We start from the raw sequence: 20538 nt of genomic DNA, 5'->3' as shown, positions 1-20538 counted from the left end.
CGGCATGGCGTTCAGGCATCGAAGTCGACCACGAGCTGATCGGACGTCGGCCGGGTCTGGCAGGTGAGGACGAAGCCGTTGTCGACTTCGTCCTTCTCCAGGGCGTAGTTCTCCTCCATGACGAAATCGCCGGAGACGACCCTGGCCCTGCAGGTGCCGCAGACGCCGCCGGCGCAGGCGAACGGCACGTCGGGGCGGACGCGCAGCGCGGCGTTCAGCACGGTCTCGCGGGCACTCCTCGGCGACTCGACGACGCCGGAGAGTCCGTCGAGGGTGAAGGTGATGCCGTAGTTCTCGCCGGCGGGGTCTGCTTCGACGCGACGGCCCTGCTGGCCCTCCGGGCTCCCGGGCTTACCCGTGGTGAAGAGTTCGAAACGGATCTTCTCCTCGGGGACGCCGCGCTCCGCGAGACTGTCGCGGCAGAGCTGGACGAGTTCGAACGGCCCACAGAGGAACCACTCGTCGGTGCGGTCCACCTGCACCACCTCGTCGAGGATGGCGTCGAGCTTGTTCCCGTCGATGCGCCCGGACATCAGGGGGCTGATGCGCTGCTCGCGGGAGAGGACGTGGTGGACGGCGAGCCGGGAGGGGTATTTGTCCTTCAGGTCGCCGAGCTCCTCGGCGAACATGACGTCGATCGCCGAGCGGTTGGCGTACACGAGGTCGAAGGTCGAGGAGTCGGAGGCACGCAGCACGGCCTTGGCGATGGCCATGATCGGTGTGATGCCGGAACCCGCGGCGAAGGCCACGAGGTGCACGGAGGCGTTGAGGGCGATCTGCTCGGCGGCAAGCTCCTCCGCGTTGTTCATCGTGGTGAGCCCGAGCCTGGGGGTGAACGCCCCCTGGGGGTTCATGACATCGAGCCGGTCACCGGCCCTGAGGGACTCGTTGGCCCAGGAGGAGAACACTCCGCCGAGGTCCTGCTTGATGGCGACCCGGATCTCCCCGGGAACAGGTTCGGCACAGAGGGAGTAGGAGCGGCGTACCTCGTGCCCGTCGATCATCGCGCGGAGGGCGACGTACTGGCCCGGAAGGTAGTTGTAGTCACGAACGAGCTCGGGGGGTACGGCGAAGGCCACCTCGACCGAATCGGAGGTGAGTCTGCGGACCTGGGTCACCTCGAGGGTGTTGAACGTGGCCCGGCGCCTGGTCGGCCCGGTGAGGGTATCGGGCATCAGTGGACCTTGAAGTAGTCGAAGGGCTCCAGGCAGTCGTTACAGACGTGGAGGGCTTTGCAGGCCGTGGATCCGAAGCGCGTCATCTCGCGGGTGTCGAGCGAGTGGCAGCGCGGGCACTTGACGGTCAGGCCGAGGCGGACGGGTCCGACGGCGGCCGTTCCCGTGGGTGGCGCGATGCCGTACTCGTCGAGCTTCCGGCGGCCCTCGGCGCTCATCCAGTCCGTGGTCCAGGCCGGCTGCAGGACGACTTCGATCCGGACGTCGTCGTACCCGGCGGCGTTCAGGGCCCGGGTCACCTCCGTGCTGATCGTCTCCATGGCGGGACACCCGGAATACGTGGGTGTGATGACGACGACGGCGCGGCCGCCGTCGATCCGTGCATTCCGGAGGATCCCGAGGTCGGCGATGGACAGGACGGGCACCTCCGGATCGTCGACGGTGGCGGCTATGTCCCACACCCGCCCTGCGTCGTCGGACGTGGGCCGCAGCTCCTGTCCCGTGGGGTACGTCGTGTCGCTGTGCTGCTCCTGGGTCATGGTCGTGCTTCCGGTCACCAGGTGGCGCCCGGGTGCTGACGGGCCAGCACCTGCATCTCGGCCAGGATGTGGCCGCGCTGCTCGCTGAACTCACCGGAACGGTTTCCACCGTAGGCGCCGGGGACGCCGGGCAGGTCGAGGCCGGCTTCACCGAGGGCAGCGCCGATCCGCCGGTCGAAGTCGGGGCGGAGGGAGGACGGCAGCACGGCGGCGCCGCCGAGGGAACGGACCAGGTCGTCGTCGTCGTGGAACAGTTCATCGACGTAGGGCCACAGGTAGTCGAACCCGGCCTGGATGCGCCGCCTGGATTCCTCGGTGCCGAGACCCAGGCGCAGCACCCACTGGGTTGCGTGGTCCTGGTGGTACTGGACCTCCTTCAGGGCCTTGCCGGCGATGGCTGCAAGCGTGGGATCCGTCGAGGACACCAGCCGGCGGTAGAGCTCGTACTGGTAGAAGGAGAAGATGAGCTGACGCGCGATCGTCTGTCCGAAGTCGCCGTTCTCCTGTTCGACGAGGCGGCACGAGCGGAATTCCTCCTCGTCCCGGAAGTACGCCAGGTCGTCCTCGGTCTTCCCCCACGCCGTGCCGGCGTAGGTGAGGAAGAAGCGGGCATGTCCGAGCAGGTCCAGGGCGATGTTGGCCAGTGCCACGTCCTCCTCGAGTTCGGGAGCGTGGGCGATCCACCCGCCCAGGCGCTGGGCGAGGATCAGGGCGTCGTCTCCCAGCCACAGGGCGTAGCGGGCGACGTCCTCGGGCGCCCTGGTGCCGGCGGCGGCGATCTCCTCGGCGCTGATGGCGCTGCCGGCGCTGATCCTCGTGGCCGAGTCGTGGGATGCGAAGCTCACAGGTGCTTCACTCCTTCACTCTTCGTGTAGTAGATGGCATGCCGGTAGCTCTTGCCCTGGGGCGATTCGAAGTAACCGCCCTTGGAGTCGGGATCCGATGCGGTGATCGCCTCGGAGGGGATGACCCAGACGGACGTGCCCTCGTTGCGACGGGTGTACAGGTCCCGGGCGTTGCGGATCGCCATGGTCGCATCCGGGGCATGCAGCGAGCCGGCGTGGACGTGGGAGAGCCCGCGCGAGGACCTCACGAACACCTCCCACAGCGGCCACGCGGCAGATGATGCTGCGCTCTCGGCGGGGTCGCCGGAATCCATGCTCAGGCTCCTGCGAGTTCGGCCGAGGCGCGCTGCGTCGCCCTCTTGCCGGCGTACGCGGCTGCCGCTTCGCGGACCCAGGCGCCGTCGTCGTGGGCTTTGCGGCGGGTCTGCAGGCGCTGGACGCTGCAGGGGCCCTTGCCGGACAGCACGGCCTTGAACTCGTTCCAGTCGAGCTGCCCGTAGTCGTAATGTCCGCGCTCCTCGTTCCACCTGAGGTCGGGATCGGGCAGGGTCAGGCCCAGGGCCTCGGCCTGCGGGACGATCATGTCCACGAAGCGCTGGCGCAGCTCGTCATTGGAGAAACGCTTGATGTTCCAGGCCATCGACTGCTGGGAGTTGGGGGAGTCCTCATCGGGAGGGCCGAACATCTGCAGGGCCGGGCCGTATGTGCGGTTCACTGCGTCCTGCGCCATCTTCTTCTGCGCGGGCGTTCCGTGGGAGAGCTCGAGCAGGATCTCGAAGCCCTGCCGCTGGTGGAAGGACTCCTCCTTGCAGACGCGCACCATCGCCCGGCCGTAGGGACCGTAGGAGGCGCGGCACAGCGGGACCTGGTTGGCGATGGCAGCGCCGTCGACCAGCCAGCCGATCGCCCCCATGTCGGCCCAGGTGCGGGCCGGGTAGTTGAAGATCGAGGAGTACTTGGCCTTGCCGTCCAGCAACTGCTGGGTGAGGACGTGGCGTGGGGTTCCCAGTGTCTCGGCCGCGGAGTAGAGGTACAGGCCGTGTCCGGCCTCGTCCTGGACCTTGGCCATGAGGATGGCCTTGCGCTTGAGCGAGGGCGCCCGGGAGATCCAGTTCCCTTCCGGCTGCATGCCGATGATCTCGGAATGCGCGTGCTGGGAGATCTGGCGGACGAGCGTCTTGCGGTAGGCCGCGGGCATCCAGTCCCGTGGCTCGATCCGGGAGTCGGCGGCGATGAGGCGGTCGAAGTGCTCCTGCCCGGCGCGGTCCTCGTCGGAGGGAACGGGGCCGGCAGCCTCGGCGGCAGGGATGGAGCGGAGCCCGGGAGTCTGCGTCGTCATGGTGTCCCTTTCTTCGAAGGTGCCAGGCCAGGAGACTGACTGACCGTTCGTTCAGAATATAATGTTCATGGGACCGGGTCAACGCTCCCTGGCCGCGCAGGCCGTTCTAGACTCGTACTTCCACGTCCGTCCTCCCCGTCGAAACAGAGGTCCTCATGACGAACGCACCGGCGCCCGCGTCCGCGCCGACGGATACGCCGCGCCGGGGCCGGCCGGGCTACGACCGCGAGACGCTGCTGCGCGTGTGCGTGGACGTCTTCAACCTCCACGGGTACGACGCAACGTCGATGGGCACCCTGGCCGGGCACCTCGGGATCTCCAAGTCCGCCATCTACCACCACGTCGAGTCGAAGGAGGAGATCCTGGAGCAGGCCCTGAACCGGGCCCTCGATGCCCTCGAGGAGGTCATCGCCTCCGAGGACAGCGCCGCCGTGTCCGACCTGGAGCGGCTCGAGCACGTGGTGCGGCGGACAGTGTCCGTGCTCGTCGACCAGATGCCCTACGTGACCCTCCTGCTGCGGTTGCGGGGCAACTCCGACGTCGAACTCCGGGCGCTCGAGCGTCGGCGTTCCATCACCGCCCAGGTCGCAGCGTTCATCGAACGAGCCCAGCAGGAAGGCTCGCTGCGGACCGACCTGAGCAGCCGGTCGGCCGCCCGCCTGCTGCTGGGCATGATCAACTCGATCGTCGACTGGTACCGGCCCGAGGCCGGCAAGTCCACCGGTGAGCTCGCCGACACCGTCGTCGCGCTCGCCTTCTCCGGGTTGCGCGCTCCGTAACTGGGTCGAAACCCGGTTCGATGGCCGAGGCCGCCGTGCGGTCCGATCAGGCGGAGGGCCAGGTTTTGGCGACCAGTGTCAGCACGTCGTAGGTCGCCACGATCTCATCGCGCTGGTTGTGCAGGACCACGTCCCAGCACACCTCTCCGTACTCGTCAGTCACCCGCGGCGTGATCTGCTTCGCCGTCAGGGTCACCCGGATGGCGTCGTCGTAGGTCACGGGCGTGATGAATCGCAGGTTCTCGAGACCGTAGTTCGCCAGGACGGGTCCGGGCGCGGGGTCGACGAACAGCCCCGCGGCCCAGGAGACGAGCAGGTAGCCGTGGGCGACCCGGCGGGGGAAGAACGGGTTGGCTGTCGCAGCGTCCTCGTCGGTGTGAGCGTAGAAGGTGTCGCCGGTCGTTCCGGCGAAGTCGCTGATGTCCTCGAGGGTCACCGTGCGGAGCTCGGACGCGAACTGGTCGCCGATGCGCAGGTCTTCGAGCGATTTGCGAAAGGGGTGGATGCCCGTGCCGTTGTCCACGCTCTCGCGGGTCACGGTCTCCGCCGTGCCGCCCCGATGCCAGATCCCGGTGATGGCGGTGAGGATGTCCGGCGGACCCTGGATCGCGGTGCGCTGCATGTAGTGCTTGACGCCGCGGACGCCGCCGAGTTCCTCGCCGCCGCCTGCACGCCCCGGCCCGCCATGGATGAGGTGGGGCATGGGGGAGCCGTGACCGGTGGACGTCGTGGCGTCCTGCCGGTTCAGGTAATGCACGCGGCCGTGGTGGGCGCTGATGCCGGCGGCGAAGCGGGCCGCGGTGGCGCCGTCATTGGTGCAGACGGTCGCCACGAGTGAGCCGCCGCCGAGAGCGGCCAGGCGCACGGCGTCGTCGATGTCGGTGTAGCCGATGACGCTGGTGACCGGCCCGAAGGCTTCGACGACATGCACTTCCGGCGTCAACGGATCGTCGAAGGACAGGATGGTGACGGGGAAGAAGGCCCCTGCTGCCTCATCGGCGCCCGTCGGGGCGTCCGGACCCCCGAGGCGGACCATGCCGCCCGCTCCTACCAGTCGCTCCACCGCCTTGCGCACTTCGGACTGCTGCTCCTTGGACGCCAGGGCACCCATCGTGACGCCGTCGGTGCGCGGGTCGCCGACCACCACCCGCTGCTGCACCCGCTCCGCGACCGCCGAGACGACGTCCTCGACACGGTTCTGCGGCACGATGACGCGGCGGATGGCAGTGCACTTCTGCCCGGCCTTGGAGGTGATCTCGACGAAGACGGCCTTGACGAAGGCGTCGAATTCCGGGGTGTCGGGCGTGGCGTCCGGACCGAGGATGGCGGCGTTCAGCGAGTCCGTCTCCGCGGTGAACCGGATGCCTTCGTTGAGGACCCTGTCGGAAGAACGCAGGGTCTGCGCCGTTCCGGCGGACCCGGTGAAGGCCACGTGATCACGGTAGTCGAGGTGATCGAGCAGGTCCCGGGCGGAGCCGGAGATCAGCTGCAGCGACCCCTCGGGCAGGATCCCGGAATCGACCATCAGCCGCACGCAGGCCTCGGTGACATAGCCGGTAGGAGTGGCGGGCTTCACGATGGTCGGCATGCCGGCGAGGAAGGACGGTGCGAACTTCTCGAGGAAGCCCCAGACCGGGAAGTTGAAGGCGTTGATCTGCACGGCGACGCCGGGCATCCGGGAGTACAGGTGCTCACCCAGGAACGATCCGTCCCTGGACAGCTGCTCGACGGCCCCGTCCACGATGACGTTGGCGTTGGGAAGCTCGCGGCGACCCTTCGAGGAGAAGGTGAACAGGGTGCCGATTCCCCCGTCCACGTCGAAGAAGTGGTCCTTGAGCGTGCCTCCCGTGAGGTAGGAGACGTCGTAGAGTGCCTGCTTGTGCTCGGTGAGGTACTGGGCGATCTCCTTGAGCTTGAGCGCGCGTTCATGGATGGTGTACTCCCCGAGCGAGTGCTGTCCCACCGTGCGCCCGAACTCGATGGCTGCCCTGATGTCGAGCCCGTCGGTCGATATGCGGGCGACCGTCTCGCCGGTCGATGCGTCCCGAACCTCGGTGACCTTCTGCGGGTCGTCCGGGGTCCACCATCGGCCCTGGACGTAGCTGGGGAGGATGGTCTGGGTCTGGAGTGCCACGGGAGTCCTTTCACTGCGATGTCGGGGGTGGATCTAGTCGTCGTAGGTGTAGAAGCCCTTGCCGGTCTTGCGGCCCAGTTCCCCGCGATCCACCATGTCGCGCATCAGTTGAGGGGGCTCGAACCGGGGGCCCAGGGTGGAGGCCAGGTACTCCGCGATCCCGAGGCGCACGTCCAGGCCGACGATGTCCGTGAGGGCGAGGGGGCCCACCGGGAACCTGTAGCCCAGCACCATCGCATTGTCGATGTCGGTCGGCGAGGCGACACCTTCCTCCACCATGCGGATGGCTTCGATCGCGATGGCGACGCCCAGTCGTGACGACGCGAAGCCGGGGGCATCACGAACCACGACCGGCGTCTTGCCGAGGTCCTGGACCCACTGCACGGAGAGGTCCCTGAGTTCGGGTGCGGTGTGCCTGGAGATGACGACCTCGACGAGCTTCGATGCCGGTACCGGGTTGAAGAAGTGCAGGCCGCAGAACCGTTCGGGCCGGGCCAACTGTTCGGCCAGTCCGTCCACGGACAGTGAGGACGTGTTCGTGGCGAGCCAGGCGGTAGGGGAGAGGTGGCGTTCGACGTCCTGCAGGGCGGAGACCTTCAGGTCCCAGGACTCGGGGACGGCCTCCACGACGAGTCCGGCCGGCGCGAAGTCGGCAGGGTCGAGGGAGACGGTGAGCCGGCTCGCGAGTTCCTCGAAGGTGCTGCCGACGGTCCCGCGTTCCACGGAGGCGGCGAGGTCCCGTTCGATGCGCTGGCGGGCTGAATTCGCTGCTGCGTCGTCACGTTCCACCACCGTGACCGTCGAGCCGGCGACGAGGAGGGCGTGCGCAATGCCCCCTCCCATCCGGCCTCCGCCGAGGACGCCCGTCACGGCCGGGATGGTCTGCGCGGGGCTCATTCGTGCTCCTGGTGCGGCGGGTTCTTGCGGTCGAGGAAGGCCTGCATGCGGTCGAACTTGGCTTGGGACTCGAACAGCACGGCCTGGGCGAGCTCATCGATGTGCGGGTGGGCCGACCGGGGCGCGGCGAAGACGCGTTTGGAGATGCGCACGGCGAGTGGATCCTGCCGGGCGATGCGGTCGGCCAGCGCGTGCGCAGCTGCGAGCAGGTCGCCGGGGGGATGCAGTTCGGTGACCAGATGCAGGGCGAGGGCCTCCTCGGCGTCGAGGATCCGCCCCGCCAGCAGGATGTCCAGCGCGACGGGCTCGCCGACGAGCTCCTTGAGCCGCCACAGCCCGCCTGCGGCGGCGATGATTCCCAGGCCGGTCTCGGGTTGCCCGAGCCGGAGGTCGGGGGTGGCGATGCGGAAGTCGGCCGCGTATGCCAGCTCCGCGCCTCCCCCCAGGGCGAAGCCGTCGATCGCGGCGATCACGGGCAGGGGCAGCCTGTGGATCCGGTCGAAGATCTGCGAGTTGATCCCGGTCAGCGCGTCGTCGCGGCGTCGTTCCCTCAGCTGCGCGATGTCCGCTCCGGAGGCGAAGATCCCCCTCCCGTCGGCACGGGTGCCGGAGAGGATCAGGATTTTCGGCACGCGCTCCAGGTAGCCGCACACCGTGTGCAGTTCCTCGACCATGGTGGCGTCGATGGCGTTGCGTACTGCGGGGCGGTCGAGGGTGATGGAGAGGCGGTCCTCCCGTTCCTCGCTCCGCAGCGCAGTGAACTCTCCGCCGAACTGCCGGCCGGTCATGGCGTCTCCACGAGGAGGGCGCTGCCCTGGCCGACGCCCACGCACAGGGTCGCCAGCCCCCGTGCTGCTCCTTCACGCTCCATCCGTCCGAGCAGCGTGACCACCAGGCGTGACCCTGATGAGCCCAGCGGGTGTCCCAGGGCGATGGCCCCGCCGTACCTGTTGACGATGGAAGGGTCCAGCCCCAGGCGTCGAATGCAGGCGAGGGACTGCGTCGCGAAGGCTTCGTTCAACTCGACGGCATCGAGGTCTGTGATGCTCCAGCCCGCGCGCTCGAGCACCTTCTGCGTGGCGGGGACGGGCCCGAGGCCCATGAGGTGCGGTGGGACGCCGGCGGAGGCGCCGTCGACGATCCGTGCCCGCGGAGTCAGCCCGTACTTCTTCACGGCGGCTTCGGACGCGACGAGGATCGCGGAGGCTCCGTCGTTCAGGGAGGAGGAATTCCCGGCCGTGACCACCGAGCCGTGAGTCACGACCGGGCGCAGCCCGGCCAGGGTCTCCATCGTCGTTCCGGGGCGCGGTCCCTCGTCCGTGTCGACGACGGTCTCGGTCCCCTTCCGTCCCTGGACCGGAACCGGAAGAATCTCCTGGTCGAAGGAGCCGGCCTTGATGGCGGCGATCGCCTTGTCGTGCGATGCCACGGCGAATGCGTCGGCGTCCTCCCGTGTGACGCCGTCGACCCGCGCAACCTCCTCGGCGGTCTCGGGCATCGAGAACGTCATCTTGTCGATCTTCCGAAAGGCGGGATTCGTGAACCGCCAGCCGATGGAGGTGTCGAAGACCTCTCCGGGCTTCGCATAGGCCGTGGTCGGTTTCTCCATCACCCAGGGAGCACGGGACATCGACTCCACGCCGCCCGCGACCACCAGCTCCGCCGCTCCGGCCTTCACCATGTGGGAGGCCATCGTGATCGCACTCAGCCCGGAGGCACACAGCCGATTGACGGTGATCCCGGGTACGGTGTCGTCGAAACCGGCCAGCAGCCACGCCATGCGCGCGACGTTGCGGTTCTCCTCACCGGCGCCGTTGGCATTGCCCAGGATCACCTCGTCGACGGTCTGTGGGTCGATGCCGGCGTCGGTCACCACCTGCCTGACCACCAGGGCGGCCAGGTCGTCCGGGCGTATGCTCGCCAGCGATCCGCCGTACCGCCCGATCGGGGTGCGCCTGCCACCGACCAGGAAGGCTTGGGGAAGGAAAGACATGAGGCAGCTCCCGTCACGACGGGCGAGGGGTCGTCGTCGACTCCTAGTTACTGACCGTTCGTTCACCAAAGAATCCCATGCTGATCAGGGCCCGTCAACACGGGCCGTCCCGCCGGGTGGCGTAACAGGGGACGGGCGCTGTGTGCGTCGGAACCCTCTCCAGTACGCTGTCCTACTGTGAAGGTTCTTGTGCTGGGCCCCGGAGGCCGCGAACATGCCATCGTCCGGGCCTTGCTGGCCGACCCGCACGTCCGGGAGGTGCACGCGGCCCCCGGCAACGCCGGGATCGCCGAGGACGTCCCGACCCACGACGTCGACGCGAACGACCCCGCCGTCGTGACCGAACTGGCCCGCCGGCTCGGCTCCGACCTTGTCGTGATCGGCCCTGAGGCCCCGCTCGCCGCCGGCGTCGCCGATGCGCTGCTGGAGGCGAACATCCCCGTCTTCGGTCCCACGAAGGCTGCGGCCCAGCTCGAGGCGTCCAAGGCGTTCGCGAAGCAGGTCATGGCCGCTGCCGGCGTACCCACCGCGATGGCCCGGGTGGCCGCGACGGACGAGGAGGCGATCGAGGCGCTGTGCACCTTCGGCGCCCCGTACGTCGTGAAGGACGACGGGCTGGCCGCCGGCAAGGGCGTCGTCGTCACCGACGACCTCGAGGCGGCGCGTGCGCATGCGTCGGCGTGCTTCGAGGCAGGCGGCACCGTGGTCATCGAGGAATACCTCGACGGACCCGAGGTCTCGCTGTTCGTCCTCTCCGACGGCAGCACCGTGGTCCCGCTCGCGCCGGCCCAGGACTTCAAGCGCATCTCCGACGGCGACCAGGGCCCCAACACCGGGGGCATGGGCGCGTACTCGCCGCTGGAGTGGGTTCCCGGGGGCCTCGTCGACGAGGTCGTCGCCCGCGTCGCGCAGCCTGTGATCGACGAGATGGCCCTTCGCGGCACGCCCTTCGCCGGTGTCCTCTACGTGGGCCTCGCCCTCACCTCGCGGGGCATGCGGGTGATCGAATTCAACGCGCGGTTCGGTGACCCCGAGACGCAGGCGGTGCTCGCCCGGCTGACGACGCCGCTCGGGGGAGTGCTGCTCGCTGCCGCGAAGGGCGCCCTCGACCAGGTCGACCAGCTCAACTGGTCACCGAGGACGGCCGTCGCCGTCGTACTCGCATCCGAGAACTACCCCGATGCTCCCGCGACCGGGCGCCGCATCCGCGGGCTCAAGAAGGCCGCGAAGGTCGACGGCGCGCACGTGCTGCATGCCGGCACGGCGCTCCGCGACGGCAAGGTGGTCAGCGCCGGCGGCCGCGTGCTCGCCGTCGTCGGACTGGGGGACTCCCTCGAGGATGCGCGGTCCACCGCCTACGAGAGCCTGGAGCTGATCGAGCTCGAGGGTGGCCAGTACCGGACGGACATCGCGCTGAAGGCCTCCCGCTCCGAAGTCAAGGTCACCGGGCCCGCGGCGGCTCCGGCATGAGCACCTTCGCCCCCGCCCACCTCGAGCTGCCCGGCTGGCGGCACGTCTACTCCGGCAAGGTGCGGGACCTGTACGAACCGGAGGACGGGCGCGACGACGTCGTCCTCGTCGTCGCGAGCGACCGGATCAGCGCGTACGACCACGTCCTGGCCACGGAGATCCCCGACAAGGGGCGTGTGCTGACCCAGCTCAGCCTCTGGTGGTTCGAGCGGCTCACCGTCATCCCCAACCACGTGATCGCCTCCGACGGAGCCGGCGGCGTGCCGGCCGCCGTCGAGGGCCGGGCCATGATCTGCCGGAAGCTCGTCATGTACCCGATCGAGTGCATCGCCCGCGGCTACCTCACCGGGAGCGGGTTGGTCGAGTACCGGGAGTCGCAGACGGTGTGCTCCCTGCCGCTGCCCGCCGGGCTGGTGGACGGCTCACGCCTTGAGCCGGCCCTGTTCACGCCCTCGGCCAAGGCCGAGGTGGGCGAGCACGACGAGAACATCAGCTACGACGCCGTCGTCATGACCGTGGGCGACGACGCCGCGGCGCAGCTCCGTTCACTGACGCTCGACATCTACACGAGGGCCGAGGCCATCGCCCGGGAGCGCGGCATCATCCTCGCGGACACCAAGGTGGAGTTCGGCCTCGACCCATTCACCGGCCGCATCACGCTCGGAGACGAGGTGCTGACCCCCGACTCCTCCCGCTTCTGGGACGCCGCCCTCTACGCACCCGGGCAGGCGCAGCCCTCCTTCGACAAGCAGTTCGTGCGCGACTGGCTGAGGTCCGACGCCTCGGGTTGGGACCGCCACTCCGAACCGCCGGCCCTGCCGCAGGATGTCGTCGAGCGCACGCGTGCCCGCTACATCGAGGCGTACGAGCGGCTGACCGGGCGCACCTTCGCCTGAGGCTCCGCAGGCCTTGCCGTAGCGGGGCTGGACAGGCACGATGGGGCCGTGACCGGAATGTGATCGCGGTCCGGCCCCTGGTCGATACCCGGCCACCGGGCAGACTCGGCCGCATTCCACGATGATCGACCCTCTCCAGATCTCATTCGACACAGCGCCGTGCGGACCCTCCGGAAGGGGCCCTCGCGGCGCACCAGCGAGGAGCACAGTGAACACCAGCCAGAACACCACGGGCCGATCGGCCACCCGCCGGGCACTCCGCGCCGCTGCTGCCGCCGTCGCGGCAGGCATCCTCCTGCCGGGCACCGCCGCCGTCGCAGCCCCTCCCTCTCCGTCCAGCCAGGTGGCCCCCGCCTTCTCCAGGCACCAGGACAGCACCATTCCCCTCCCCGGCGCATCGTCGGCGGAGGGCATCGCGGCCGGCAGGGGCAAGACGTTCTATGCGGGCGACCTCGGCCGGGGGGACATCTTCCGCGGCGACATCCGCAAGGGTACGGCCGAACTCTTCATCGACGCCCCCGAGGGCAGGGCCGCCGTCGGACTGAAGGCGGACGTCCGGAACAAGCTGCTGTTCGTCGCGGGTGGCGCGACGGGCCAGGCGTACGTCTACGACACCCGCACCGGTGCCGCGGTCGCGGAGTTCCAGCTGGCCACGGGGGACGCGTTCATCAACGACGTCACGCTCACGAGGGACGGAGCCTACTTCACGAACTCCCGCAGTGCCGAGCTGTACTTCCTCCCGGTGGGACCGCGGGGGGCCCTCGGGGAACTGCGGACGATCCCGTTGTCCGGACCGGCAGCCGAGGTGGTGACTCCCGGATTCAACCTCAACGGCATCACCTCCGTCGACGGCGGCCGGACGCTGATCGTGGCGCATTCGGCGAACCAGGCCGTCTACACGGTGGATCCGGAGACCGGGGCCAGCGCCCTCATCGCGACGGGGGCGCTGCCGAACGTCGACGGCATCCTGGCCAAGGGCGATACGCTCTACGCCGTCCAGAACAGGCTCAACCAGGTCAGCCGGATCGACCTGTCCAGGGACCTGTCCAGCGGTGTCGTCGAGGACGTCATCATGAGCCCGCTGTTCGAGGTCCCCACCACGGTGGCCCTGTTCGGCAACACGCTGGCGCTCGCCAACGCCAAGTTCGGCGTCCCCGATCCCGACGGGTACGAGGTCGTGACCACCGCGGCCCGCTGACCGCGTCCTGACATGGGAAAGGCCCGCCGGCGTCTGCCGGCGGGCCTTTCTGTGGTCGGGGTGACAGGATTTGAACCTGCGGCCTCGTCGTCCCGAACGACGCGCGCTACCAAGCTGCGCCACACCCCGGTGTCGCTCCGGAAGGCGTGGACCTCCCGAACAGCAACTGTCCAAGAATAGCCGAGGATCAGCGGCGAGGAAAACCGGACCCGCCGAGCGCACGCCGAATCACACGAGCGAGTCCTTCCACGCCGCGTGCAGGGTGGCGAAACGGCCCGTTCCGCCGATCAGCTCCGCCGGCGTCCCATCCTCCACCACCTGGCCGTCGTGCACTACGAGGACGCGGTCGGCGATGGCCACGGTGGAGAGGCGGTGCGCGATGATCAGCGCCGTCCGGTTGCCGAGGAGCTTCTGCAGGCCCTCCTGCACCAGGCGCTCGCTCGGGATGTCGAGCGATGAGGTCGCCTCGTCGAGGATGAGGACGGTCGGATCGGCGAGGAAGGCCCGGGCGAAGCTGATGAGCTGCCGCTGCCCCGCGGACACGCGCCCGCCGCGCTTGTTGACGTCCGTGTCGAAGCCCTCGGGAAGCTCGAGGATGAAGCCCTCCGCACCCACGGCCCGGGCTGCCGCCACGATCTCCTCGCGGCCGGCATCGGGCCTGCCCAGGGCGATGTTGTCCGCCACGGATCCGCTGAAGAGGAACGCCTCCTGCGTGACCATCACGACGGCGCGCCGCAGGTCCGTCGTCGCGAGGTCCCGGAGGTCCACGCCGTCGAGCGTCAGGACGCCCTCCGACACGTCGTAGAAGCGGGCGATGAGCTTGGCGATGGTGGACTTGCCGGCTCCCGTCTGACCCACCAGGGCGACGGTCTGCCCGGCGGGGATGGACAGGTTCAGGGTGGGCAGCACCACCGGCCCGTCCCCGTAGCGGAAACCGACGTCGGAGAACTCGATGGTTCCGCGTGGCTGGGGCAGGGGCACGGGGTTCTTCGGCGGCCGGACGGTGGGCACTTCCTCCAGCAGCCCGGAGACCTTCTCCAGGGCTGCGGCGGCGGACTGGAACGAGTTGTAGAACATGGCCATCTGGTCCACGGGCTGGAAGAAGCGCTTGCTGTAGAGGAGCAGGGCGAGGAGTGCACCCACCTCGAGGGTTCCGCCGAGCACCCGGAACCCGCCGAACACCAGCACGACGGCGACGGTGACGTTGCCGATCAGCACGAGCCCGGGCTGGAAGATCCCGTTCAGGTTGATGGAGCGCACGGTGACCCTGCGATAGTCCTCGGCCAGCTCGTCGTACCGGCGCGCATTGACCGCCTCCCGGCGGAACGCCTTCACGGCGCGGATGCCGGTCATCGTCTCGATGAAGTGGACGATCAGCTTCGCCGACACCACGCGGGATTCGCGGTAGGCGATCTGCGAGTGCTTCTGGTACCAGCGGGCCAGGAAGAACATCGGGACCGCCGCCGCCAGGATCAGGAAGCCCGTCCGCCAGTCGAGGGCGAAGATGGTCGCGGCGGTGAAGAGCATGAAGATGACGCCCGAGGCGAGGGAGCTGACACCGGAATCGAGCAGTTCCCGCAGCGCATCGAGGTCCGAGGTCTGCCGCGAGATGATGCGCCCGGACGTGTATTTCTCGTGGAACTCGAGGCTCAGCCGCTGCGTGTGGCGGAAGACCCGCACCCGGAGGTCCAGCAGCATGGTCTGGCTGAGCTGGGCCGTCGCACGCACGTAGCCCGCTGTCAGGACCGAGGCGAGTACCGCCGCCAGGAGATAGGTGCCGCCGGCCGCCCACAGCAGGAGCGGATCGCCCGCGATCAGGGCGGGCAGGGCGTGGTCGATGCCGAAGGCGATGACGGCCGGCCCTGCCACCCGGGCGGCCTGGGAGATGACGACCAGGAGGAGGGTCCACAGGAACTGCCTGCGGTTCGGCCGGATGAGCGAGCCCAGCAGCCGGAAGGACCTCGAGCGCACGGACTTGCTCTGCGCCCGGTCGAGCAGGACGTCGTCCTCGTTGAGGACGCCGGCGGAGGTCGCTCCCCGTGGTTCCCTCCCGTTGTCCCCGGGGACCCCGCCGGGTGCTGCCGTGCGGCTCATGCCAGCGCCTCCTCGTCGTCGTGCTCCGGCGGGGCCGTGCGTCCCAGCTGAGCGATCTCCTCGTCATCGAGGCTGGCGATGACGTAGCGGTAGTGGTCGTTGCGGGCCAGCAGTTCGGAGTGCGAGCCGACGTCGGCGATGCGCCCGTCCTGCAGGAGCGCCACGCGGTCCGCCAGGGCGACGGTGGACGGCCGGTGCGCCACGATCAGCGTGGTCGTCGACCTCAGGACGGCGCGCAGCCCCTCCTCGACGCGTTCCTCGGTCGCGACGTCGAGCGCCGAGAGCGGGTCGTCGAGGACCAGCACCGTGGGGCGCGCGGCGATCGCCCGTGCCAGGGCGATGCGCTGGCGCTGGCCGCCGGACAGGCTCAGGCCCTCCTCGCCGATGAGGGTGTCGAGCCCTTCCGGCAGGGCGAACGCGAACTGTGCCTGCGCCACCTCCAGCGCCTCGGTGAGGACCCTCTCGGCCTCCGGGCCGGTCGTATCGGAACCCATCAGGACGTTGTCCCGCACGGAGCTGGAGAAGAGCGTCGTGTCCTCGAAGGCGACCGCCACGAGCGTCCGCAGCTCCCCGAGGCTGAACTCCCGCAGATCCACGCCGTCGATCGTGATGCTGCCACCGGTGACGTCGTACAGCCGCGGGACGAGCTGGAGGAGGGTGCTCTTGCCGCAGCCCGTGACCCCGACCAGGGCCATGGTCTCGCCGGCCCGCAGGTGCAGGTCGATGCCGTCGAGGACGTCGCCGGCGTCGTCCTGCGCATCGGGATAGCGGAAGTGGACGGACTCGAACAGGACCTCGCCGCGGGGCTCGGCGAGGTGGGCGGGCTCGCGGGGATCCGTGATCGTGTTCTCGGAGTCCATGACCTCGTAGTGGCGGTCGATGGCAGTCTTCGCCGTGAAGGTCATGGCGAGCAGCGGGCCGATGAATTCGACCGGCCCTGCAACGGCTGCGGCGGTCGCGAAGAAGGCGACGAGCGCCCCGATGGACACGGTCCCGTCCGCGGCCAGCATGACGCCGACGACGAGGGACGCGCCCAGCGCGAGTTCGGGCAGCAGCGTGACGGTCATCGAGAAATTGGCGAGCGACTTCGCCTTGAAGATCTCGGTCCGGCGCAGTTCCTCCGCCTGCTCCTCGAAGTCCTCCAGCGCCTCGCGGCTGCGCCCGAAGGCCTTCAGGACCCGGATGCCGTGGACCGACTCCTCGACCGTGGTGGCGAGGTCGCCGGCCTGGTCCTGGCTCTTCCGGGAGACGCGGCTGTAGGACCTGCGGAAGCGGTAGCCGTAGACCATGAGGGGCACTGCGGCCGCGAGGAAGATCAGAGCGAGCACCCAGCTGGTCAGGAACATCACGGTCACGCCCATGACCACGGTCAATGAGGTGACCACCAGCATGATGAGCCCGAACGCCATCCAGCGGCGCATCAGGTTCAGGTCGCTCATGGCGCGGGAGAGGAGCTGGCCGCTGCCCCAGCGGTCGTGGAACTCGATCGTCAGGTTTTGCAGGTGGCGGTAGAAGGAGGTGCGCATGCTCGTTTCCACCGCTGTGGCCGGAGTGATGACGAATTGCCGCCGCAGTGCCACGAAGGTCGCCTCGAGGACTCCCAGCAGGAGGACGACGCCGGACGCGATCCACACGGTACGCGCAGACCCTCCCTCCGCCAGGGCGTCATTGACCAGGACGCGCAGCACCTGGGGGATGGCGAGCGCCATGACGCTCGCTCCGAGGGCGCAGAGCAGTCCGAGAAGCAGGCGCGGGATGATCGGCCGGACGTGCGGGTACAGCCGTCCGAGCGATTGCCACAGTGTGATCTGGTTCTTCATGCCAACTCTTCGATGGTCGTTGGTGTCCCCTAGCAACCATGCTAGGGCAGAGCGGCTGTCCCACCGATCATGGTCCGTGACCCCGAAGAAGCAGGGAGATGCCGCTTAGCGGGAACTCCGGGGGGTGAGCGTCAGGAGCACTGCTTCCGGCCGGCAGGCGAACCGCACCGGCGCGAAACGCGAGGTTCCGATGCCTGCGGAGACGTTGAGCGGTACGGTGCGGCCGTTGGAGTCCCACTGGGTCAGTCCACGGGCACGCCAGGTCGGCAGGTCGCAGTTGCTGACGAGCGCTCCGTAGCCCGGGATGCACACCTGGCCGCCGTGGGTGTGGCCGGCGAGGATCAGGTCCGCTCCGCCGTCGCTGAAGTAGTCGAGGACGCGCTGGTAGGGTGCGTGCGCGACGGCGATCCGGATGTGCGGAGCCTCGGCCGAGGTGCTGCTCCCGGGAGGGTAGGGAACGTACCGGTCTCGGCCGAGGTGCGGATCATCGACCCCCGTGAAGTCGATGCGCATGTTCCGGAAGCCGATGGACTGGGCCCTGTTGGTGAGATCGACCCAGCCGGCGGCACCGAAGGCGCTGAACAGGTCCGCCCACGGCAGGTCCTGGGGGCCCTTCGGGGTGATCGACGGCCCTGCGAAGTACCGCAGCGGGTTCTTGATCACCGGAGCGTAGTAGTCGTTCGATCCCGGCACGAAGACTCCCGGAACCCTCAGCAACGGCTCGAGCGCCTCGAGCAGCGGACCGACGGCTTTCTTGGAGCTGAGGTTGTCGCCCGTGTTGACCACCAGGTCGGGCTTCAGGCTCGCCAGGCCGGCGAGCCAGTCAGCCTTGGACTTCTGTCCCGGAACCATGTGGATATCCGACAAGTGGAGGACCCGCAGGGGAGCGGTGCCGGGCGGGAGGATCGGAACCGTCTCCTCCCGCAGCTGGTACAGCGTGCGCTCGACCGCCGAGGCGTAGGCGAGGGTTGCGGCCGCGGTGGTCAGGGTGAGCCCTGCCGCCCAGCCGAGCGGTGCCCCGCTCCGGGTTGTCTGAGTCGATTTCACGCTAGCTGCTTCCTCCGTCGTCGTCCGCCTATCCCCCAGTGGTACCACCGGTGGAGTCGCCCGTGCCAGTCCCACCGTTGTTGGGGCCGGGTGTCGCAGGAACCACCGTACGGGACGTGCCGGGGATCGGGCGCTGGGGACCGTTGATCATGCTGGCCGGAGGGTTGGCGAACGGTGCTCCTACGTACAGGCCGGGGATCTGCTGCATGAAGCGCGCCCAGGACGGTCCCGCGATGAGCGAACCGTCGATCTCGGGGTAGACCTGCCCGCCGATCTGCAGGCCGCCGAGCGAGCTGGTTTCGCCCTCACCCTGCCAGTTCCCCACCCAGCTGGCGGTGACCATGCCGGAGTTGTAGCCCATGAACCAGGTCTGCGAACGGGCATCGTTGGTGCCGGTCTTGCCCGCCATCGGGATGTCACCGTATTCGAGGAGCTGCCCGGACCCGTTCGTCATGACGCGCTGCGTGGCGTAGTTGACTCCGCGTGCCACGTCCTGGGAGATCTTCCGCTCGCAGGACACGGCGGGGACGGGGTAGCTCGTCCCGTCGACGGCAGTCACCTCGGTGAGGGCGCGGGGATCGCAGACGACACCCTCGTTGGCGAAGCCGGAGTACGCCTTGGCCATCGACATCGGTGCGGCCTCGCCGCCACCGCCGATCAGGGCCGACGGCTGAAAACCGAACTTCGCTTCCTCGCCCTCGGAGCTCTTCGCCTGGTGGACGCCGAGGCTGTAGGCGATGTCGCGGATCCTGCAGAGGTCCAGCTGCCGGGCACTGGCCATCGTCAGGGTGTTCAGCGACTGGGCGAGACCGTCCAGGACGGTCGTGAAGCGGTAGTTGATGTCACCGTAGTTCTGCGGCGTGTAGCCGTCCTCCTCCTGGATCAGGAATTTCCCGCCCTGCGCGCAGCTGGCCTTCCACTCGTCGAACTGGCGGTAAGTCTTCTTGGTTCCGTCGAGGACCTGGTTCAGGCTCCTCCCGTCCTCCACCCACGCCGCAACGGTGAACGGCTTGTAGGTCGAGCCCGGCTGGAACCCGCCGCCGCCGCCGAGGCTCTTCGACGGGTCCCCGCCGTCGAACTGGTCCACGTTGAAGTTCAGCACCGTGTTGCCCTGGCCCGCTTCGGGGTTGTACCGGGTGTTCTGCGCCATGGACAGGATGTTGCCGGTCTTCGGGTCGAGGCTGATCATCGTGTGCCCCACCTTGCCGTCCGTGGTGTCCGGATTGGCCGTCTCGGTGACGGCGGTCTGCGCCGCGGCCTGCACCCGGGAGTCGAGCGTGGTCTTGATCGTCAGGCCCGAGCGGAACAGCACCTTCTCGCGGTCCTCCGCGGTATCGCCGTAGGCGGGGTCGTTCATGATGAGGTGCGTGACGTAGTCGCAGAAGTAGGGGGCCTGCGCGGCACCGACGCAGCCGCTCAGGGTCGGGGTGATGTTCAGCTCGAGGTCCGTTGCGATAGCGGCATCGTGCTGCTCCTGCGTGATCTTGCCGCGGGTCAGCATGGCGTCGATGACGATGTTGCGGCGCTGCAGCGCTCCCTCCGGGTTGGACTCGGGGCTGTAGGCGCTCGGGCCGTTGACCAGACCGGCGAGCAGCGCGCTCTGCTGGATGTTGAGGTCCTTGGCGTCGACGTCGAAGAAGTACTTCGAGGCAGCCTGGACGCCGTAGGTGGTGCCGCTGAAGGGCACGATGTTGAGGTAGCCCTCGAGGATCTCGTCCTTGCTGAGCTCCTTCTCCACAGCGATGGCGAGCTTCATCTCGCGGAGCTTGTCGCCCACGGTCTTTCCGCCACCACTGAGCGTGAGCGTCCCGCCGTTCTGGCGGGCGGTGTCGATCAGGACGTTGTTGACGAACTGCTGCGTGATGGTCGACGCGCCGCGCTGCGTACCGCTCGAGACGTTGCTGGCGATCGCGCCGAGGATGCCCTCGAGGTCCACGCCGCCGTGCTCGTAGTAGCGGTAGTCCTCGATGGAGATCAGCGCGTCGCGCATGGTCGGCGACACCTGGTCGAGCGTCACCGGCTGGCGGTTCTCCTCGTAGAGGGTCGCGATGAGGGACCCGTCGGTCGCCACGATCTTGGTGGGCTGGGCGAGCGCCTCGCGCTCCAGCTCAGCCGGGAGTTCCTCGAAGAACTGGATGGAGGCGGAGGCTCCCGTCCCCGCGGCGGCAGCCACGGGTACGAGCAGGCCCGCGGCGAGCACGCCGGCGAGCCCGCTGATCCCGAGGAATGCCATGATCCTGCCGAAGGTGGTTGCCGTGTCGAACAGGGGTGATTTGCGCGCAGCCATTATTCCAGTTTACAAGCACGCGATA

At 68.8% G+C, this 20538-nt stretch carries 17 protein-coding genes and 1 tRNA gene; 4 read left to right on the top strand and 14 right to left on the bottom strand.

Translation table 11 applies throughout. The annotated features are described in order from the left end of the window. Window positions 1–11 precede the first annotated feature (11 nt). From paaE to paaA, 5 genes are read right to left on the bottom strand one after another with little or no spacing between them, the layout of a single operon-like run. Entirely contained in the window at window positions 12–1175 is a 1164-nt protein-coding gene (gene paaE / locus ACX80J_RS02885; protein ID WP_459345628.1) for a 1,2-phenylacetyl-CoA epoxidase subunit PaaE, read from the bottom strand. Further along, complete coding sequence (gene paaD / locus ACX80J_RS02880; protein WP_459345627.1) at window positions 1175–1714, bottom strand: 1,2-phenylacetyl-CoA epoxidase subunit PaaD; 540 nt, start codon at window positions 1712–1714, stop codon at window positions 1175–1177. The genes paaE and paaD overlap by 1 nt, the downstream gene beginning before the upstream one ends. Window positions 1715–1728: 14 nt before the next feature. Next, window positions 1729–2559 carry a 1,2-phenylacetyl-CoA epoxidase subunit PaaC gene (paaC, locus tag ACX80J_RS02875; protein ID WP_459345626.1) on the bottom strand — a complete coding sequence of 277 codons (831 nt, stop codon included), beginning with the start codon at window positions 2557–2559 and terminating at the stop codon, window positions 1729–1731. Then, a complete protein-coding gene (gene paaB / locus ACX80J_RS02870) occupies window positions 2556–2873 on the bottom strand; it encodes a 1,2-phenylacetyl-CoA epoxidase subunit PaaB (protein WP_459345625.1) in 318 nt (105 codons plus the stop codon). Before paaB ends, paaC begins: the two co-directional genes overlap by 4 nt. 2 nt (window positions 2874–2875) lie before the next feature. After that, entirely contained in the window at window positions 2876–3898 is a 1023-nt protein-coding gene (paaA, locus tag ACX80J_RS02865; RefSeq protein WP_459345624.1) for a 1,2-phenylacetyl-CoA epoxidase subunit PaaA, read from the bottom strand. 155 nt (window positions 3899–4053) lie between these two features. Here paaA and ACX80J_RS02860 point away from each other — a divergent pair, with 155 nt between their 5' ends. Beyond that, window positions 4054–4677: a TetR/AcrR family transcriptional regulator gene (locus tag ACX80J_RS02860; RefSeq protein ID WP_459345623.1), complete on the top strand. Its 624-nt coding sequence runs from the start codon at window positions 4054–4056 to the stop codon at window positions 4675–4677. Window positions 4678–4723: 46 nt separating this feature from the next. On the opposite strand, the gene paaZ is transcribed toward ACX80J_RS02860, so the two are convergent. Genes paaZ through ACX80J_RS02840 form a run of 4 tightly spaced genes read right to left on the bottom strand, consistent with a single transcriptional unit; the run spans window position 4724 to window position 9701 of the window. Continuing rightward, window positions 4724–6811 (bottom strand): phenylacetic acid degradation bifunctional protein PaaZ, encoded by a 2088-nt coding sequence (paaZ, locus tag ACX80J_RS02855; RefSeq protein ID WP_459346756.1) that lies wholly within the window; start codon window positions 6809–6811, stop codon window positions 4724–4726. A gap of 33 nt (window positions 6812–6844) precedes the next feature. Beyond that, the gene (locus tag ACX80J_RS02850) at window positions 6845–7708 is read right to left on the bottom strand and encodes a 3-hydroxyacyl-CoA dehydrogenase family protein (RefSeq protein WP_459346755.1); all 864 of its coding nucleotides are present in this window, start codon (window positions 7706–7708) and stop codon (window positions 6845–6847) included. After that, entirely contained in the window at window positions 7705–8496 is a 792-nt protein-coding gene (locus tag ACX80J_RS02845) for an enoyl-CoA hydratase/isomerase family protein (protein WP_459346754.1), read from the bottom strand. The genes ACX80J_RS02850 and ACX80J_RS02845 overlap by 4 nt, the downstream gene beginning before the upstream one ends. Continuing rightward, window positions 8493–9701, bottom strand: coding sequence for a thiolase family protein (locus ACX80J_RS02840; protein ID WP_459345619.1), 1209 nt, complete (start codon window positions 9699–9701; stop codon window positions 8493–8495). Before ACX80J_RS02840 ends, ACX80J_RS02845 begins: the two co-directional genes overlap by 4 nt. A 177-nt stretch (window positions 9702–9878) precedes the next feature. Here ACX80J_RS02840 and purD point away from each other — a divergent pair, with 177 nt between their 5' ends. The 3 genes from purD (at window position 9879) to ACX80J_RS02825 (ending at window position 13265) form a co-directional block, all read left to right on the top strand. Continuing rightward, on the top strand, window positions 9879–11171 hold the full coding sequence (purD, locus tag ACX80J_RS02835) for a phosphoribosylamine--glycine ligase (RefSeq protein ID WP_459345618.1): 1293 nt from the start codon (window positions 9879–9881) through the stop codon (window positions 11169–11171). Continuing rightward, complete coding sequence (locus tag ACX80J_RS02830; protein WP_459345617.1) at window positions 11168–12067, top strand: phosphoribosylaminoimidazolesuccinocarboxamide synthase; 900 nt, start codon at window positions 11168–11170, stop codon at window positions 12065–12067. The genes purD and ACX80J_RS02830 overlap by 4 nt, the downstream gene beginning before the upstream one ends. 208 nt (window positions 12068–12275) lie before the next feature. Then, a complete protein-coding gene (locus tag ACX80J_RS02825) occupies window positions 12276–13265 on the top strand; it encodes an NHL repeat-containing protein (protein ID WP_459345616.1) in 990 nt (329 codons plus the stop codon). Window positions 13266–13317: 52 nt separating this feature from the next. Here the strand turns inward: ACX80J_RS02825 and ACX80J_RS02820 are convergent. From ACX80J_RS02820 to ACX80J_RS02800, 5 genes are all read right to left on the bottom strand, one after another. Continuing rightward, window positions 13318–13394: transfer RNA gene (locus ACX80J_RS02820), tRNA-Pro, on the bottom strand. 99 nt (window positions 13395–13493) lie between these two features. Then, window positions 13494–15359, bottom strand: coding sequence for an ABC transporter ATP-binding protein (locus tag ACX80J_RS02815; protein WP_459346753.1), 1866 nt, complete (start codon window positions 15357–15359; stop codon window positions 13494–13496). Next, window positions 15356–17179: an ABC transporter ATP-binding protein gene (locus ACX80J_RS02810; RefSeq protein WP_459346752.1), complete on the bottom strand. Its 1824-nt coding sequence runs from the start codon at window positions 17177–17179 to the stop codon at window positions 15356–15358. The genes ACX80J_RS02815 and ACX80J_RS02810 overlap by 4 nt, the downstream gene beginning before the upstream one ends. 105 nt (window positions 17180–17284) lie before the next feature. After that, window positions 17285–18226, bottom strand: a complete 942-nt coding sequence (locus ACX80J_RS02805; protein ID WP_459346751.1) for a metallophosphoesterase — start codon at window positions 18224–18226, stop codon at window positions 17285–17287. 28 nt (window positions 18227–18254) lie between these two features. Then, window positions 18255–20513 carry a transglycosylase domain-containing protein gene (locus ACX80J_RS02800; RefSeq protein WP_459346750.1) on the bottom strand — a complete coding sequence of 753 codons (2259 nt, stop codon included), beginning with the start codon at window positions 20511–20513 and terminating at the stop codon, window positions 18255–18257. Between the last annotated feature and the right edge of the window lie 25 nt (window positions 20514–20538).

Source organism: Arthrobacter rhamnosi, from assembly GCF_054510975.1.
The sequence above is the reverse complement of the archived record's forward strand: the minus strand, read 5'-3'. Positions and strand labels throughout refer to the sequence as shown.

Excerpts from the sequence above, each read along its gene's own strand:
- paaE (WP_459345628.1), bottom strand. The coding sequence starts at position 1,175 with ATGCCCGATACCCTCACCGGGCCGACCAGGCGCCGGGCCACGTTCAAC.
- paaD (WP_459345627.1), bottom strand. The coding sequence starts at position 1,714 with ATGACCCAGGAGCAGCACAGCGACACGACGTACCCCACGGGACAGGAG.
- paaB (WP_459345625.1), bottom strand. The coding sequence starts at position 2,873 with ATGGATTCCGGCGACCCCGCCGAGAGCGCAGCATCATCTGCCGCGTGG.
- paaA (WP_459345624.1), bottom strand. The coding sequence starts at position 3,898 with ATGACGACGCAGACTCCCGGGCTCCGCTCCATCCCTGCCGCCGAGGCT.
- ACX80J_RS02860 (WP_459345623.1), top strand. The coding sequence starts at position 4,054 with ATGACGAACGCACCGGCGCCCGCGTCCGCGCCGACGGATACGCCGCGC.
- ACX80J_RS02850 (WP_459346755.1), bottom strand. The coding sequence starts at position 7,708 with ATGAGCCCCGCGCAGACCATCCCGGCCGTGACGGGCGTCCTCGGCGGA.
- ACX80J_RS02845 (WP_459346754.1), bottom strand. The coding sequence starts at position 8,496 with ATGACCGGCCGGCAGTTCGGCGGAGAGTTCACTGCGCTGCGGAGCGAG.
- ACX80J_RS02840 (WP_459345619.1), bottom strand. The coding sequence starts at position 9,701 with ATGTCTTTCCTTCCCCAAGCCTTCCTGGTCGGTGGCAGGCGCACCCCG.
- ACX80J_RS02830 (WP_459345617.1), top strand. The coding sequence starts at position 11,168 with ATGAGCACCTTCGCCCCCGCCCACCTCGAGCTGCCCGGCTGGCGGCAC.
- ACX80J_RS02815 (WP_459346753.1), bottom strand. The coding sequence starts at position 15,359 with ATGAGCCGCACGGCAGCACCCGGCGGGGTCCCCGGGGACAACGGGAGG.
- ACX80J_RS02810 (WP_459346752.1), bottom strand. The coding sequence starts at position 17,179 with ATGAAGAACCAGATCACACTGTGGCAATCGCTCGGACGGCTGTACCCG.
- ACX80J_RS02800 (WP_459346750.1), bottom strand. The coding sequence starts at position 20,513 with ATGGCTGCGCGCAAATCACCCCTGTTCGACACGGCAACCACCTTCGGC.